Origin of the sequence: Candidatus Micropelagos thuwalensis (genome assembly GCF_000469155.1) — a bacterium.
Lineage (GTDB): Bacteria > Pseudomonadota > Alphaproteobacteria > RS24 > RS24 > Micropelagius > Micropelagius thuwalensis.
The window spans coordinates 164,516-179,806 of record NZ_AWXE01000004.1 but is presented as its reverse complement, the minus strand read 5'-3'; the positions used below and the strand labels follow the sequence as shown (position 1 = coordinate 179,806).

13 protein-coding genes are annotated in these 15,291 nt (G+C 39.8%); 9 read left to right on the top strand and 4 right to left on the bottom strand.

Going from position 1 to position 15,291, the window contains the following annotated elements:
* The first annotated feature begins 7 nt into the window (after window positions 1–7).
* Entirely contained in the window at window positions 8–1,294 is a 1,287-nt protein-coding gene (flgL, locus tag RS24_RS05495; protein WP_021777200.1) for a flagellar hook-associated protein FlgL, read from the top strand.
* Window positions 1,295–1,385: 91 nt separating this feature from the next.
* On the opposite strand, the gene RS24_RS05490 is transcribed toward flgL, so the two are convergent.
* Window positions 1,386–3,293, bottom strand: coding sequence for a flagellin N-terminal helical domain-containing protein (locus RS24_RS05490; RefSeq protein WP_021777199.1), 1,908 nt, complete (start codon window positions 3,291–3,293; stop codon window positions 1,386–1,388).
* Between the two features lie 184 nt (window positions 3,294–3,477).
* Between RS24_RS05490 and RS24_RS05485 the strand changes: the two genes are divergently transcribed.
* Both RS24_RS05485 and RS24_RS05480 read left to right on the top strand, forming a co-directional pair.
* Window positions 3,478–5,490 carry a flagellin N-terminal helical domain-containing protein gene (locus tag RS24_RS05485; protein ID WP_021777198.1) on the top strand — a complete coding sequence of 671 codons (2,013 nt, stop codon included), beginning with the start codon at window positions 3,478–3,480 and terminating at the stop codon, window positions 5,488–5,490.
* 95 nt (window positions 5,491–5,585) lie between these two features.
* The gene (locus tag RS24_RS05480) at window positions 5,586–6,074 is read left to right on the top strand and encodes a hypothetical protein (protein ID WP_021777197.1); all 489 of its coding nucleotides are present in this window, start codon (window positions 5,586–5,588) and stop codon (window positions 6,072–6,074) included.
* Window positions 6,075–6,108: 34 nt separating this feature from the next.
* On the opposite strand, the gene fliD is transcribed toward RS24_RS05480, so the two are convergent.
* Window positions 6,109–7,737 carry a flagellar filament capping protein FliD gene (gene fliD, locus RS24_RS05475; protein WP_021777196.1) on the bottom strand — a complete coding sequence of 543 codons (1,629 nt, stop codon included), beginning with the start codon at window positions 7,735–7,737 and terminating at the stop codon, window positions 6,109–6,111.
* 102 nt (window positions 7,738–7,839) lie between these two features.
* On the opposite strand from fliD, the gene RS24_RS05470 reads away from it, so the two are divergent.
* A complete protein-coding gene (locus RS24_RS05470; RefSeq protein ID WP_021777195.1) occupies window positions 7,840–9,537 on the top strand; it encodes a chloride channel protein in 1,698 nt (565 codons plus the stop codon).
* 3 nt (window positions 9,538–9,540) lie between these two features.
* Here the strand turns inward: RS24_RS05470 and RS24_RS05465 are convergent, their stop codons facing one another.
* Window positions 9,541–9,975, bottom strand: coding sequence for a hypothetical protein (locus RS24_RS05465; RefSeq protein WP_021777194.1), 435 nt, complete (start codon window positions 9,973–9,975; stop codon window positions 9,541–9,543).
* Between the two features lie 60 nt (window positions 9,976–10,035).
* Here RS24_RS05465 and RS24_RS05460 point away from each other — a divergent pair, with 60 nt between their 5' ends.
* Both RS24_RS05460 and RS24_RS05455 read left to right on the top strand, forming a co-directional pair.
* Window positions 10,036–10,434, top strand: coding sequence for a flagellar export chaperone FliS (locus tag RS24_RS05460; protein WP_021777193.1), 399 nt, complete (start codon window positions 10,036–10,038; stop codon window positions 10,432–10,434).
* Entirely contained in the window at window positions 10,424–10,711 is a 288-nt protein-coding gene (locus tag RS24_RS05455) for a hypothetical protein (protein ID WP_021777192.1), read from the top strand. The genes RS24_RS05460 and RS24_RS05455 overlap by 11 nt, the downstream gene beginning before the upstream one ends.
* Here the strand turns inward: RS24_RS05455 and RS24_RS05450 are convergent, their stop codons facing one another.
* A complete protein-coding gene (locus RS24_RS05450) occupies window positions 10,712–11,800 on the bottom strand; it encodes a sigma-54 interaction domain-containing protein (protein ID WP_021777191.1) in 1,089 nt (362 codons plus the stop codon).
* Between the two features lie 228 nt (window positions 11,801–12,028).
* Here RS24_RS05450 and RS24_RS05445 point away from each other — a divergent pair, with 228 nt between their 5' ends.
* The 3 genes from RS24_RS05445 to fliF are packed head-to-tail and all read left to right on the top strand — an operon-like array spanning window position 12,029 to window position 15,275.
* Window positions 12,029–13,207, top strand: coding sequence for a sigma 54-interacting transcriptional regulator (locus tag RS24_RS05445; RefSeq protein ID WP_021777190.1), 1,179 nt, complete (start codon window positions 12,029–12,031; stop codon window positions 13,205–13,207).
* A gap of 9 nt (window positions 13,208–13,216) precedes the next feature.
* On the top strand, window positions 13,217–13,528 hold the full coding sequence (gene fliE / locus RS24_RS05440) for a flagellar hook-basal body complex protein FliE (protein WP_021777189.1): 312 nt from the start codon (window positions 13,217–13,219) through the stop codon (window positions 13,526–13,528).
* Window positions 13,529–13,553: 25 nt separating this feature from the next.
* Window positions 13,554–15,275, top strand: a complete 1,722-nt coding sequence (fliF, locus tag RS24_RS05435) for a flagellar basal-body MS-ring/collar protein FliF (RefSeq protein ID WP_021777188.1) — start codon at window positions 13,554–13,556, stop codon at window positions 15,273–15,275.
* Window positions 15,276–15,291 lie beyond the last annotated feature (16 nt).

The following is a 15,291-nucleotide window of genomic DNA, read 5'->3' as shown; positions in this document are numbered from 1 at the left end:
TTTAGTCATGAAGGTAAGTACAAAATATTTCAATCAAAACCAAATCGACACCTTTGGTAAAATGAACAAAGAAATTCAAAAAGTTCAAGAAAGAATTGCCAGTGGGCGAAACATTGTTCGTGCATCTGACGATCCCGTTACGGCAGTAAAATTATCTGCTGCCAAAGAGCAAAAAAATATTCTTGATCGTTTTGAGAAAAATGCGGATGCAGCCTACAGAAGATTAAACATGGCAGAGAATGCACTCACTCAATCAATAAATACCATTACAAGAATAGGAGAATTAGCAGTTCAGGCTGCTAATGGTTCCTACGGCCCTGGTGAGCGGGAAGCAATTGCCATGGAAGCCGAACAACTAATTATACATATGGTTGAAATTGCAAATACTCAAGATGCTCAGGGGCAAAGTATCTTTTCTGGTTATAAAACAGATAAAAAAGCCTTTGAACTCACTAAAGATGGTCAAATTAATTATAATGGCGATAGGGGGCAAACCTATCTTCAGGTTTCAGAAAATATGCAAGTCCTAAACGGCCTAGACGGTGAGAGTGTATTTGGCAGAGTTCAAACCGATGGCGGTCCGAAAAGTATCTTCACAATGCTTGAAGGCATGAAGCGGGCTATACTTAATGGGAGTATTTTGAATACTGAGGGTAATGCCACAGGTGTTGCTGAATTAGAATTTAGTCTGCCGAGAGACCCGCTGGAAATTACTTTTTCATTAACCGGTTCAGCTGGCACGACAAGAATTACAACTAGTATGGCTGAAGGTAAGCACACAGATTTGGTAAATGCAATTAATGCTGATACCAACAAGACCGGTATTACGGCTGTATATGATGCTACAAAAGATAGAGTTAGACTTACTGATGCGGGAAATAAGAACATAAGGTTTGACGACATGGAAATTGAGAATATTGAAACCTCAAGTGATCATATGTCAGCTTTTATTGACTTTTATAGTATTGATGGAGAGGGGCAACAAGTTGGGGTAGCTAGAAGGCTAACTGACGATGATTTGCTCTTATCAAATATCACTAGCGATATAAACAGTGCCATAAATCACATTAGCAATCAGCAGGCCTTGATTGGATCTCAATTAAATAAAGCTGACCAACAGATCAGTGTCTTAGGCGAAAGAAAAATTTCCGTTTCAGAGGAAGTCTCTGAATTAGGAGATGCTGACTTAGCGGCACTTGTGACTAGGTTGCAAACTCTATTGCTAAATAGAGATGCCTCACAACAAGCCTTTGCAAAAATTGGCCAGCAAAGCCTCTTTGATTATTTAAGATAAAGTTAGAAATTTATATTACAAAATTAACGTTAGCCATAAAAAAACCCCGACTTTTAAGTCGGGGTTTTATCAGTTTGGAGGGAAAACTGATTTAGTTTCTAAGCAGGCTCAAGATGTTTTGAGCTGTAGAATTAGCTTGCGCGAGCATCGCCTGAGCAGCTTGCTGAAGAATTTGTGATTTAGTTAAATTTGAGGTTTCTTGGGCAATATCTGAATCGTAAATGCGGCTTTTGGCGGCCTTACTATTCATAACAACATTCGAAAGGTTGTTAATTGTATATTCCATCCGATTGATTGTTGCGCCAAGATCTCCTCTTTCAGCGTCGATACGTTTTAAGGAGGCATCAATTACACCCAAAAAGTCTTGAGCATTTCTGATTGTTAAAATATCACCATCAGAGAGCTTATTAATGCTTGCGGCACCTGGAGAGTCAATAAATAGTCCGGCATTTCCAACGCCAGCACTACTAATAGGTGTGGCTGTGTGAACTGAAAATATTTGTGAAGATGTAAATTTAATGACACCTGCAACCTGACAGCTATCATTTGAAGCTGTTTTAGCAGTTGCTGTAAACACGTTTGAAGCGGCTGTTAATGCATTTCCTCCGCCATCTTTAACTGTATCAAAGAGGTTCCCAGTAGCACCATCATTCGCAGTAATATTCGCACCCGATAAAGATCGAATTAATAGGTTTGCAGGGTCTGATCCATCATTAGAGGCAAAAACATCTAAACCAGCAGCCGCCATCGCAGTATTAATTGAAGCAATAGTATCTTCTAAACTCGTATTTCCGCTTAAGTCTACAGTTACACCCATAATTTCAGCATCATCTGTTCCGGTATATGCTAATGGATCACTCAGGGTGATGACCATTCTAGTTTCTTGTGAACTTTTGTCACCAACAACTGCCGGAGCGCCTACAACATTAAGATCTTTGTCCAGTGCCTGCACACTTAATGAAGGGTGAGCGACACCATCACCAACTGTTACTATATCAAATTCATTAATACCTATTGTATATCCATCAGGTGAGAATAGGTCTATTGACTCTAAATCGTTAGAGATTGTGGCGTGTATACCAGTCTTGCCAGTCTTTGCATTGATAGAGTTTCTTAGCTCAGTTAAGTTTGAAATAGTAGTAGTTGAACCAAAATCAACAATTGCAGTCACATCCTCAGCAACAGAATTCATGCCAAGCAGCTTGAAGGTCATTGTACCACTCATTGCAGCAGTAATTTTATTCAATGATAACCTAACGCGTGTCTCAGCATTGGCCTTAACACCAGTTTCATCGAATGTAGCTGTAACGGTTTCTGCTATGCTTTTTGCAGATTGACCAGCTTTGATATCAATTGTTGTTGAGCCGACATGTCCATAAATAGTTATGTTTTCAGCATCTGCAATTCTGCTTGAATTAGAACCAAAAGCAGTTGTGGAAGTTACTGGCTCAGCAGCAGAAAAACCTGTCTGTGATGTGAAAATTTCATATTGCCCTAGTGCTGTTGGCCTTACATCCTCAATTGTCAGGGTATGAGAGTGCTCATCTTGGTGACCAATTTGGAAATTAGTATCTTGAAATGTGCCATTTAGAAGTAGAGTGTCATTAAAATATGTTGTTTCAGCAATTCTTTGTAGTTCTTTTTGGAGTTCAACAATTTCGGCATTCAAACTTTGTCTGTCTGCGCCAGAGTAAGAACCACTTGCGCCTTGAACTGACAATTCACGCATACGTTGGAGTATATCTGTAACCTCATTTAACGCGCCTTCAGCTGTTTGGGACATTGAAATTGCATCAGCGGCATTTCTTATGGCATTTTCAAGGCCACGTATTTGAGAGGTCATCCGGTTCACAATGGCAGCGCCTGCTGCATCATCGCCTGCGTTATTGATACGCTTGCCCGAAGCAATCCGTTCCATAGCTTTTTCCATGCCACGCATGTTCTGATCAAGATGATACAGAGTATTCACGGCTGGCATATGAGTATTGATTTTGCTCATTTCTTTTTCCCAAACAAATTAAACAATTACCTACCAACTTTATGCAATTGCCGTGCCAAGTTAAAAAGTATCTAAGCTGTTGAATTTCTTGATAAAAAACATTCATTTTTTTGACTAAACTTTTGCTGTCTCCGTCGTTTCTATATTTAGCAGAATTAACTGCTGATTTATTTAGGAGTCTAAAATGGTTGTAGTTAATACCAATATTGCGGCGCTTCGCTCTGGAGAAGCAATGCGTCAGGCGGAGAGCGCAATGGGAGATGCAATGGAGCGTCTTTCTACTGGTCTTCGCATTAATTCAGCGGCTGATGATGCTGCTGGTTCAGCTATTGCATCAAAAATGGAAGCTCAAACAAGAAGTTTAGGTGTTGCTATTCGTAATGCAAACGATGCAATTTCACTTACACAAACTGCTGAGGGTGCCCTTGGTGAAGTTGAAGACATTCTTCAGCGTATGCGTGAGTTGGCAGTTCAGGGCGGTAACAGCACATTGAACGCTTCAGATCGTGCACAAATTCAAATTGAACTCGATCAGCTTGCTGCTGAAATTGACGAAATTGCTGATAAAACCAATTTCAACAATGTTAAGCTACTAGATGGAACTAATACTTCAGTTTCTTTCCAAACAGGTATCAACGCTGACTCAAATGTATCAGTTGCATTAGAGAAAGCTTCTGCTGCAGCTCTTGGTCTTGCTGGAAGCATCGGTGGTGTTAATCGTTTGACTTCTGAGCGTCTTACAGACTCAGACATGCAAGCTGTTGTAACTACAGACGTCAAAATCAATGGACAAAACTGGTCCGCTGCGAATGGTGGTGACTATTCTGGTGGTGGTGCTGCTGCTGCTCTTACAATTTTGATCAACAACAATACAGCTGTCCATGGTGCTAAAGCTTCAGCTTTTAACAGCGTAACTTCAGCTCCTGTTGGTGATTTTAATATGACAACTTCTTTTACTATTAACTCTGCCACAATTGACGTTGTTAATAGTTACCAAGAGTTAGTTGATGAAATTAACCAAGAAGCCACTGGTGTTACCGCTGTTCTTAATGGTGATAACTCAATCACACTATTCAACGATGATGGTGCTGACATAGCTATAGGTAATACTCAGGGTGCTACTGATGTTGGTTTCACAGCAAATAAAACATATTTAGGTATGATTGCTCTTGAGAATGTTGATGGTTCAGCAGTTTCAATTGAAATTGGTAACGTTGAAAACGGTTATGTTGGCGACACAGGTATTGGAACTGATTTAAGTCTGTTGGGATTCAACACAGTCAGAAATGGCGTCGTGACAGGTGCTTCAGTAACTAACGCAGACTTGCTCGACACAGATGGTGTTAAAATCAATGGCGTTGCCATTGGTGGTACAAGTGCAGGTAGTGCAGCTGTTAAAGCCGCTAAAATTAATGAGACTACTTCTCTTCATGGTGTTGTAGCAACTGCTAAAACAGAGTTGAGACTGACAGTTGACTTCTCAACTAACGGCGCAACTAACGATGCAGTATTAATTAATGGTGTTGCTGTAGATCTACAAAATGCTAATGACACCGCTGGAGCTGTTAGTGCAATTAATGATACAGCTAATCTCGGCGGTGACATTGTTGCTAGCAGTGACTCATCAGGTAAGCTCGTACTAACATCTAATAGTGGTGCGACTATCTCAGTTACTGAAGATGCAAATCATCAGGCATTCTTCACTGCTGGTGAGGATCTACATGGTTCAACCTATACAGAGGCGTCTCATGTCTATACTGCGCTAGGTTCCGTGATACTAACTCACCAATCTGGTGGCAATATCAAACTTGAGGATGCCACATCAACACCTGGTGATGGTCTTGCTAAGCTTGGTCTGCAAGGGGCAAGCGTTGCAGAAGAAGTCACAGGAACTGGCGTAAATGTAGCCACTTCTGCTTCTGCTGGTGCAGCTCTGACAGCTGTTGATGCTGCTATCAATAAAGTTGGTGATTTCCGAGCTTCATTCGGTGCTTATGAAAACCGTTTTGAGAAAGCTATCAATAACCTCACTACATATAAGGTTAATCTTGAGGCTGCTAAAGGCAGAATTGAGGATGCTGACTTTGCTTCTGAAACAGCAGCATTGACTAAGTCACAAATTCTTAATCAAGCTGCAACTTCTATGCTTGCTCAAGCTAATGCTTCTAAGCAAAATCTGCTGGCACTGCTTCAGTAGTTCTAACTTAGGACTTTAAATTTGGAGGGGCTGTTAATTGACAGCCCCTCTTTTTTTATATATTTGAAAATAGTTTTTAGATATATAATTAGACTATGTATTTACCAGCTTTTTTATTTGATATCTTCTGTTCACGAGTAGCTAGAGAATTTATTACTGGTTCTCTATCTTCACCTGATACCTATGCGAAAAAATATTCTGAAGAAGTAGGTGATGAATATTCACCAGTCTCAGAGGCCTTATATGTAGGTGCGGCTACTGAAATAGTTCAATTTCTCTCCGAAATAGAGGCAGGGGAAGATGCAGTCTACTATCTCGATTGCTTCGCATATAATCGTCTATATTTTAGTAATATGAATGTCGAAAGAAAAATGAAGCCTATGTTTGGTTCAATCTTGGACCCAGATAAAGAGGAAGAATATAAGGCTGATATCACTGTAAAGAATTTTAAGGCATTTGTTTTTAATCTTCGCTCAGATCCTGGAAAGAAAGCACCAACTGGATGGGAAATAACTGAGGAAGAACATTTAGAAAAGTTTAAAGAATTGTTTGAAAAAACAGTTTCAGTATTGGATGGTTTATAATTCTTAGCCTAATAAATAAATACTAACTTTTAACCTAATTTTCTTTTGCTGCGCGCATTGTGTCAGTAAAATTCTTAATATAGTCGCCAGTATCTTTTAAGTTTCTAACAACTCGCTCCATTGACGAGAATTGAGTTACGTATCTCTCTCTTAATTCAATCATTTTTGTATCTAGGTCAGCTAAGTCCTGATTTAGTTCGGTTATATTGTCATTTTTGCTATTTATTTGAGTAGTGACTGTTCCAGAGGAAGATAATATTGTGTCTGCATAACTTGACAGAGTATCTAATAGGCTCCGCCCAAGAAAAATAGAATTCGTAGTTGAGCTTAAGCTAGTGGTAACTGTCAAACCCGCAGTGTTTCCAGATAATGTATAATATTTCCCTGATGCAGCGGTCATTGAACTGGACGAAATTGTTGCTGTCCCACTAGACAATGCAAAACTGTAGACACCGGCAACATAATCATCACCTGCAACTTGAGCTGTTACACTTGATGAGTCAGTTTTTACCTGGCTCGCAAAAATTGCAGCTAAATCAGTTGGATTTGACCTGTATGCGTTTAGAAACTTTTCTTCATCAAAGGTAATTGAGCCGTCTAGTTGAGTGGAAATACCATAATTTGTTAAGTAGATACTCTCAGTTGAATACCCTTCGATTGGCCTCGTAGTCATAGACCTTATTCTTGATTGAATGCTTCTCGCGACACTATCACCAGCAAGTGCCCCAGCTGCTTCGCCGTTTAATCCACGATTGGTTAATTCTGCAAGTTTAGTGTTGAGTGTGTTAAGAGAAGTAACGAAACTATTCATGTTAGCTAGTGCTTTTGTCTCATCATAACTAGCATTGACCGTGACAGCAGACGAAACCGTGCCTTTTAGTTTTAATTGAACACCATCAATGAGATCAGTGATGGTATTTGACGATCTTGTGACTGAAACACCGTCGACTGTTAGATTTGCATCCTGACCGATTATGGTTTCTTTACTTGATGAATAGGTAGAAAATCCAAATGTTGAGAGGCCTGTATTCGAGGAGTCCTCAGTTGCAGTAATTTTCATTTCATTACCGGACCCTGAATTTGATTTAACAACTAATGAATAAGCAGACTCAGCTGTCTGAATGATTGAAGCTGTAACACCCATTGACGAGTCGTTAATCGTGTCTCTTAGGCCAGTAAGTGTGTTGTTTGTACTGTCAATTGTAAGGGTAACATTTGTTATTGATGAGTCTTCCGTAAATATTTTGTTGTCTCTGTCCCAACTACCAAATTCAAACAATAAGGTTCCTTGTCCAATGGACGCATTTTCGGCAGTAAAGTTATTAGCGAATACGAGTGTGTGATTTTGAGCAAGTTGGGAAACTGCAATACTGTGACTAAAATCAGAAATTTTAGTTTTATCTGTAATGGTGGTTTCAATGTTAGAAGAACCACTTGCAACTGAAAGCCCGATTTCACCATCAAGGCTGGTCATGGAGGTTTTGAATGTCTCAAACTGTTGTTTTAATGTTCCAAAACCAGAAATTTTGACATTATTTTCCTCGACTTTTTTGTTGATTGCTTGCTCTTTTGGCGCACGACTAGCCTCAACCAACGCATCAACAATTTGCGTAGTGTTAAGACCACTGCCGGCATTCAAAGCACTTAAATAATCAACAGCCATTAAAATTCCCTATTATTTTAACGACTGAAATGTGCAATATTTATGCCTAGGTCATTGTTTATTTTGTTTTTTTAAATGCATTGACCTTAAGGGAGGGGTTTATTGTTTGGTTTGGCTTTAATAGTACCACTTGTAACTTTGGTTATTCTCGGTGTTGGGGTTGGAATAACTATGGCTGTGGTTTCCAATGCATTTGTGAAGGGTGTTATATTTTTAACAAGTACTTATAAATCTAACCACCTGCTTACTTTTACTCTTCAAGAGCATCAATTCAGCTTAATGCCGCTTGTTGTGATTATTTTTGCAGCTCTCTCAATTATTTATGTAAGAAAAATTTTCGGCCTAGATAGATTTTATGGCCCCGCTGATAGTATTTATGCTGCCCACCGCTCTGACAATGAATTAGATGTCCGCAAAGGGCTTGGCTCAACTCTCAGCGCATTCATATCTGCTTCAGGTGGCGCATCTGTTGGTCAATATGGTCCGCTTGTTCATTTTGGCGCTACTATGGGAAGTTATTTAAAGCAAATATCTAAAAGTAATATTCCGACTGATATTTTTCTTGGCTGTGGTGTTGCTGGTGCTATTTCAGCAGGCTTTAACGCCCCTATAGCGGGTATTTTATTTGCACATAGCGCCATTATTCGACATTTTTCTCTTAAAGCTGTTGCCCCAATAGCCGTTTCAAGTCTTGTTGCCGCATCTTTTAGTCAATATTTTTTTGGCAACAATGTTGCTTTTGAAATTTCTAGTCTGCCACCAAATCTAATATCTGTTATCCCGTTGGCGTTAGTGATGGGGCCAATTTTCGGTTTGATATCTATTGTCTTCATGAATTCAATTCGCTTTACAAGTATGTGGGGTGCAAACAGCAAGCTCGGACACATTAAATTAACACTAATTGGTGCCTCACTATGCGGAATGATTGGTATTTTCGTCCCAGAAGTTCTTGGATTAGGAACCGAAACGGTAAAAGCTTTATTGAATAATGAAATAGAAACTGAATACCTTATTGTTCTTTTGATATTTAAAATAATTGCCACAGCTTTTTGCATTGGGCTTGGAATGTTTGGGGGAGTTTTTTCCCCTGCTATTTTTATTGGTTCAGTTTCAGGAGCGATAATTGGATCAATTTTAACTTACCTTACTGGAAACAATCTAATATTGGTTTTCACTATTGCAGGAATGGCGGCAGTAACCTCCCCAGTCGTTGGTGCTCCAATTGCGATTGTTGCAGTCATTCTTGAGCTTACTGCATCATATGATATGGCACTTGTATCGCTAGGATCTGTTGTTACATCATCTCTAACAGTATCGATACTATTTGGTTATTCTTTTTTTGACAAACAGCTTCTTGATCGTGGAATAGATATAAGGCGTGGGCGCGGGCATATTGGGTTAACTGAAACATCTGTGGAAACAATTGTTAGCGATGAATTTTTAAGACTAGAGGCAGAGGAGAAAAATTCCATTGCAATTGATAAAATGGTGTCTGCAGGTGTTACAGAGGCATATTTGTTGGATAATAAGAAATCCTTCCTTGGTAAGATAATTATTACAGATATCGTTAAGCAAAATCCCGATCAGCTCGCAAAGAATTTTTGTATAGATAATCCATTGTCAATCAAGAGTGATGCTTCTTTGCAGCAATGTATTGAAGCTGCGAGTGAATTTGTGGGGGAAACAATCCCAGTAATTGATAGACAGACAAATGTGCTACAGGGTGTTGTTAGTGAGGCTGATATTTTTCAGGCTTATCTTAAACTTCAAAATAACGTGATAGATTTGGAAACAAAATAAGTCTCAGGCAATTAAATCTGTGGTTGATTTAAAGCGTGGCATCTCATTGATTTGAGAAGAAGTATATAAACGCTTAACAGCAGCGATATTGTGACTAAAATTTTCACTAAGAAGTGCCTTTGCTAACACTATATTTTCACTTACCACTGCTGAAGGCGCAAGCCGCGGTGAACGGATTACATATTCTCGGCTATTGTTGCCAGTGGGTTCAGTCTTTTCTCCTTGATAAACAGGAGATAACTTGCTGTTAGATGCAGGGTTATTGACTGGTAGTGTCGCTATTGATGTACTTGTTGGAGAAGAGACATCGCTTGGCATGGGTATTGCAAATGAAGAGTTAGAAAAATTCGTTTGAGTTTTTCCAGAAAACATTGAAGCCTTGCCGCTCAGCGATTGATTGGCAGTTAAGGTATTTGAAACAGGATTTGCATAAACCATTCAAAGACTTTAGCAATTTTTTTTCTGATTACAACATTTAGTAAGCATTTAGGAAGACTTATGAACCTCAAAAAAGCCTCTCAAACCTACCAAAAAGTTGAGGAACAGTCCTTTGTGGAGCCAGAGGATACGCACACTATTGTTCTTACAATGCTCAAAGAACTAATCAGATCGATTGAATTATTTGAAGCGAATATTGATTTAAAAGAGGGCGACCAGCAAATTAAGTCCAAGCATTTTTCCCGTTCATTGACGATTATTTATGCTTTGCAGTCCAGCTTAGACTTTGAAAAAGGTGGAGAAATCGCAAGAGGGTTGTTCCAACTTTACGAATATTGCCGCCAGCAATTACTCAAAGATATGAAAAATGGCAAAATTGAAAAAACAAATAATGCCAAACTTTCATTGATAGATATTACTGAGGCTTGGGAAGAAATAGGGCAGACGAATGCTAAATAAATTCAAAGAAAAACTTACAAATATGAATAGAGATATTCGTGAGGCTATTAGATCTGCTGATTTTGAAAAAGCTCAGGCCCTAGATAATGAAAGACAATATTTCATAATCACGGCAATGAAGGATGATGCTTTTACACCTGATGACGAATTTGTAGAATTTTTGGAAAATTGCGCGAAGGAAAATGCAGAACTGGTTTCAGAGTTAGAGAACAGAATTGTAAAACTATCTTCAGCGACGCATAAAACAGGTCAAATGATGAAGGGCTATAACATATAGCTAGTTTGCATTTGGCCTTTCTATCATCAGCTTTTTCATTTTTTCGATAAGCGTTGTTCGGCGTAGTTTTAATGCTTCTGCAGCACCGGTAATTTGCCCTTCTTTTTTTCTGAGTGCAGCTTCAATCAAAACAATCTCTACCTCCTGCAGATGCTTCCTTAAGTCAATTGTATCAAAATAGGAAAACCAGTCTTGGTAGCTGGAGGGGACAGGTAACGGTGGTTTGTCTGAGATTAATCCGTCAAGATCAATACTATTCAGATTGCCAGTTTCTTCCCATAGGGCTTCTAATTCTTCATTTTCGTCTGGAACTTTGAGGCGCAGCAAGTTTTCACGCACTTCTTTGCTCGTAATTTCTTTTTGTGGGAAAAGCACAATAGCACGTTCAAGAACATTTCTAAGTTCACGAACATTACCTGGCCAATTATATCGTGATAATTCCGATAATGCTGTCTCATCAAAAAGCGGAGGTTTACTATTTTGACTTTCACTAATAGATGCACAAATGGTGTCAATTAAATCGGGAATATCTACGCTTCTCTCTGCAAGTGAAGGTACTTGTACGGGAAAAACATTAATTCTGAAGAACAAATCAGCGCGAAACTTTCCTTCATCTACATGAGCTTGTAGGTTTTGATGGGTCGCGCAAATAAGCCTAAAATTAACTTCAATATCTTTACTTCCACCAACTCTTTGAATGGTTCGGTTTTCAATTGCGCGAAGAAGTTTTGTTTGAAGCGACAAGTTCATGTCGCCAATTTCATCCAAGAATAATGTACCTTCATCAGCCAATTCAAAGCGTCCCTTTCGGTCCGTTTCTGCACCTGTAAATGCCCCTTTTTCATGCCCAAACAGCTCCGATTCCAATAATTCAGTAGGAATAGCCGCACAATTTATGGAGATAAGTGGTCCTTTTCGACCAGAAAGGGCATGGATAGCCCTTGCAACCACATCCTTGCCTGATCCAGTTTGTCCCTGAATGAGCACTGTACTATCTGCTGGGGCAAGAATGTCTACGAGACGACGAAGTTCTTTAGTTGCAGCGGACTGACCAACAATAAATTCATCTACGCTCGTCGATTCCGCCATAATTTTAATCAAACCTGTAATCAAAGAGGTGTCAAACTGACGACACTCAGATCCTAAATATCATAGAATGTGTCAGAAAATTGAACTTTCGTCCAGAAAAAGCATGCTAAAAGTTTTGTCTAACTACCTAAGGCATTGAAGAATAACAATATTTAATTTTTTTTTACAGCAGTTACCAGTTTGGCGCGATTTTTGCCTTTACCCATGCCAGAGGGAAAGGAGATCCAAATGACTCTCTTAGCAATCAATTCTTTTGGCTTCAAATTGGCGCAACCGATTAGCGAAGTTTTAGCCACACGTAATATAACGTTTTTAGAATTTGAAGCCAAAAATACTGATTTACCTGAAGAGCTTTCTTCTTGTGAGCATCTAGTCTGCTCTAGTAAATATTTAGATGCCATTGGTGGTCTCGATAAATTTGTAGAAATATGCCGAGGTTTAAAAATCAAAAACATAACTGTCGTTGAAGAGAAAGCAGAAATTTTTTCGGTAAATACAGAACTTGGAGGAAAATTGGTCCAAGTTTCTTTGCCTAAAAGCAATCTCGATAACATTCCAGCTAGAAACTACGGTTTGCAAATTTTAGTCAGCATGATTGCTTCTGAAAACCATGTCGCCGTAGGAGATGATAGTTCCCTCACTATGCTGCGACTTGCTAAGAAGGTCGCTGAAACTGATGTGACCGTATTTATTAATGGTCCTACAGGAACCGGTAAGGAGGTTCTTGCCCGCTTTGTTCATAATCATTCAAGCCGCAGTGCAAACCCGTTTATCGCAATCAATTGCGCGGCTATTCCTGAAAATATGCTGGAAGCTATTCTATTTGGTCATGAAAAAGGAGCTTTTACTGGGGCGTCTACAGCGAATAAAGGTATTTTCCGTGCTGCTGATACAGGAACATTGTTATTAGATGAAATTTCTGAGATGCCTCTTTCTTTACAGGCAAAGCTTTTACGAGCTTTACAGGAAAAATCGGTCACCCCAATAGGATCAAATGAAGATGTTGCGGTAGATGTTCGTGTGTTGGCAACAACTAACCGCGATATTCCTGAGGAAGTTCGTGCGGGTAATTTCCGTGAGGATCTTTTCTATCGTTTAAATGTGTTTCCATTGAACACCATAGGTCTTTGTGAAAGAGCAGATGATATTATTCCAATCAGCACTGTTCTTTTGCAACGCCACTGTAAAACGGCTGAGGAATTACCTTGGCTAGACGAAAGTGCTGTAAAAGCTCTCACAGAATATGAATGGCCAGGAAATGTTCGCGAATTGGAAAACGTTCTCCAACGCGCGCTAGTCATAAATGAAAACGGTTGTATTACTAAATCTGATATCCTGACCGATATCCTGTCCAACACAATTCAATCACGGGTCAGTCAAGATACCAGACTTTCAGAAGTTGGTTAGGAGAGAATAATGATAGAGGTAAAGTCAGTTGGTTCATCTTCGTCGCTTCATCAAAAAGTTCTGGAGCGCACCAGTCAGTCACTAAATACAGATGATAATGCACCTTCATTTGTAAGCCGTGTCGGAGATGCAATTAAGGATGTTGCTGAGGCACAAAATATTAGTGGAGATATTACGAAAGCATATGAGCTTGGTGAGGAAACAGACCTGGCTAAAGTCATGGTTACGCAACAGGTATCCTCTTTGGGTTTTCAAATGACCCTCAATGTTCGTAATAAGGTTTTAAGTGCATATAAGGATATTATGAACATGCCAGTTTAAACTGGGGTTTCGTTAGGGGAAAGTTATGTCAGAGACAACAATCACATCCGTTCAAACAAACGTTGATTCGTCACAAGGGCAGGTCAAGCAATTGCTTGCTAAAGCTCAAAATTTTTTCAATGAACCGAGTGTGCAAAGATCCTTACCGACACTAATGGCGGTTATAGTTTGTTTTGTGGGCTTGATGGCTTATTTGATGCTCCAGAAGCCTGCACGTACGACACTATATAGCTCCTTGCCAGAAGCCGAAAAAATGCGAGTAGTTGAAGCTTTGAAAAATGCTGGAGTGGACGTGATTTTAGACCCGACAACTGGCGAAGTTTTGGTGCCGACTTCAGATTATCACAATTCCCGTATCATGCTTGCTGCACAAGGCCTCCCTGCCTCAGTGCCAGAAGGATATTCTGGTTTGAATGACATGCCAATGGGCACAAGCCGTTCCGTAGAAAGTATGCATATTAAACAAGCGCAGGAACTAGAATTAGCGCGTTCTATCAGTGAAATTGATACTGTTTTGGCTGCCCGTGTCCATTTAGCATTGCCTGAAAAATCTGTTTTTGTAAGAAGTAATCCAGACCCTACAGCATCAGTTTTTTTGCAACTTGCTAATGGGCGCTCACTTGGAAGAACTCAAGTTGAAGCTATTATTCATCTTGTTTCATCATCAGTACCTGGGCTTAACAAAGAAAATGTGACTGTTATTGATCAGAATGGGGCTCTTTTGTCACGTACGGCAGATGACCCGGATTCAATTCTGTCTGACTCTCAACTTGAGTATAAGATGCGCCTTGAAGGCATCTACCGTAACCGAGTTGTCTCAATTTTGACACCAATTGTGGGTGCCGGAAATGTTAACGCACAAATTAACATTGACTTTGATTTTACCAGAATAGATAGAACTGAAGAAATTGTTGACCCAAATGGTAATGCTTTGCGGAGTGAACAGAAAACTCTCGATCAGACTGCAGATTTGACTGCTAAAGGTATTCCGGGTGCAGTAACCAATACACCTCCAACCAAAGCCGAGCTTGAAATTGAAGAGGGCCAAGGTCCTGATGGAGCTGGTGGACAATTGCAAACACGTTCTTCCAGTGAAGTACGTAACTTTGAAGTTAGCCGTACGGTTTCAACAACCCAGAGTCCGCGTGTGCAGATTGACCGTCTTTTTGCCTCAGTTCTTGTTAGTGATAAGATGGTAGTTGACCAAGAAACCAATTTGGAAGTCAGGCAACCACTTTCTCAGGAAGAGATTGAGCGGATTGAAACACTGGTCAAGGACTCCATTGGTTTTGACGAAGAACGCGGTGACAGTGTGACTGTCAAAAGTGCTGAGTTTGTTGATACATTGATGGCTGCTGCTGTACCATGGTATGAAAAATCTTGGTTTGAGGAGGTTTCACGTCAAATTACAACAATATTAATACTATCTATTGTTGCTCTTGGTGTGATGCGCCCACTTCTGTCCAGAATTTTGGTGCCGGTTGGTGCTGTACCACCTGGAATGGCTGCGTCAGTTGGCGATGAGGATTTGGATATAGATACTGTAGAAGTTGGTGAGGGTGAAAGTTTAGAAGACATCAAAGCTAAGCTTAAGCCCAAAAAAGCGGCAGTCTCTGCTGAAATGCTGGATACAGCCAACACCTATGATGACAAGGTAGCTGTTATTCGAATGATTGTTTCTGATGAAGCTGGGCGCGTGTCCAATGTATTCAAGAACATGATGCGCGAAGATATGGATAATCTATAAGATTGGCCGCATGAAA

Coding starts and splice junctions, on each gene's coding strand:
- flgL (WP_021777200.1), top strand. CDS start 8: ATGAAGGTAAGTACAAAATATTTCAATCAAAACCAAATCGACACCTTT.
- RS24_RS05490 (WP_021777199.1), bottom strand. CDS start 3,293: ATGAGCAAAATCAATACTCATATGCCAGCCGTGAATACTCTGTATCAT.
- RS24_RS05485 (WP_021777198.1), top strand. CDS start 3,478: ATGGTTGTAGTTAATACCAATATTGCGGCGCTTCGCTCTGGAGAAGCA.
- RS24_RS05480 (WP_021777197.1), top strand. CDS start 5,586: ATGTATTTACCAGCTTTTTTATTTGATATCTTCTGTTCACGAGTAGCT.
- fliD (WP_021777196.1), bottom strand. CDS start 7,737: ATGGCTGTTGATTATTTAAGTGCTTTGAATGCCGGCAGTGGTCTTAAC.
- RS24_RS05465 (WP_021777194.1), bottom strand. CDS start 9,975: ATGGTTTATGCAAATCCTGTTTCAAATACCTTAACTGCCAATCAATCG.
- RS24_RS05460 (WP_021777193.1), top strand. CDS start 10,036: ATGAACCTCAAAAAAGCCTCTCAAACCTACCAAAAAGTTGAGGAACAG.
- RS24_RS05455 (WP_021777192.1), top strand. CDS start 10,424: ATGCTAAATAAATTCAAAGAAAAACTTACAAATATGAATAGAGATATT.
- RS24_RS05450 (WP_021777191.1), bottom strand. CDS start 11,800: ATGGCGGAATCGACGAGCGTAGATGAATTTATTGTTGGTCAGTCCGCT.
- RS24_RS05445 (WP_021777190.1), top strand. CDS start 12,029: ATGACTCTCTTAGCAATCAATTCTTTTGGCTTCAAATTGGCGCAACCG.
- fliE (WP_021777189.1), top strand. CDS start 13,217: ATGATAGAGGTAAAGTCAGTTGGTTCATCTTCGTCGCTTCATCAAAAA.
- fliF (WP_021777188.1), top strand. CDS start 13,554: ATGTCAGAGACAACAATCACATCCGTTCAAACAAACGTTGATTCGTCA.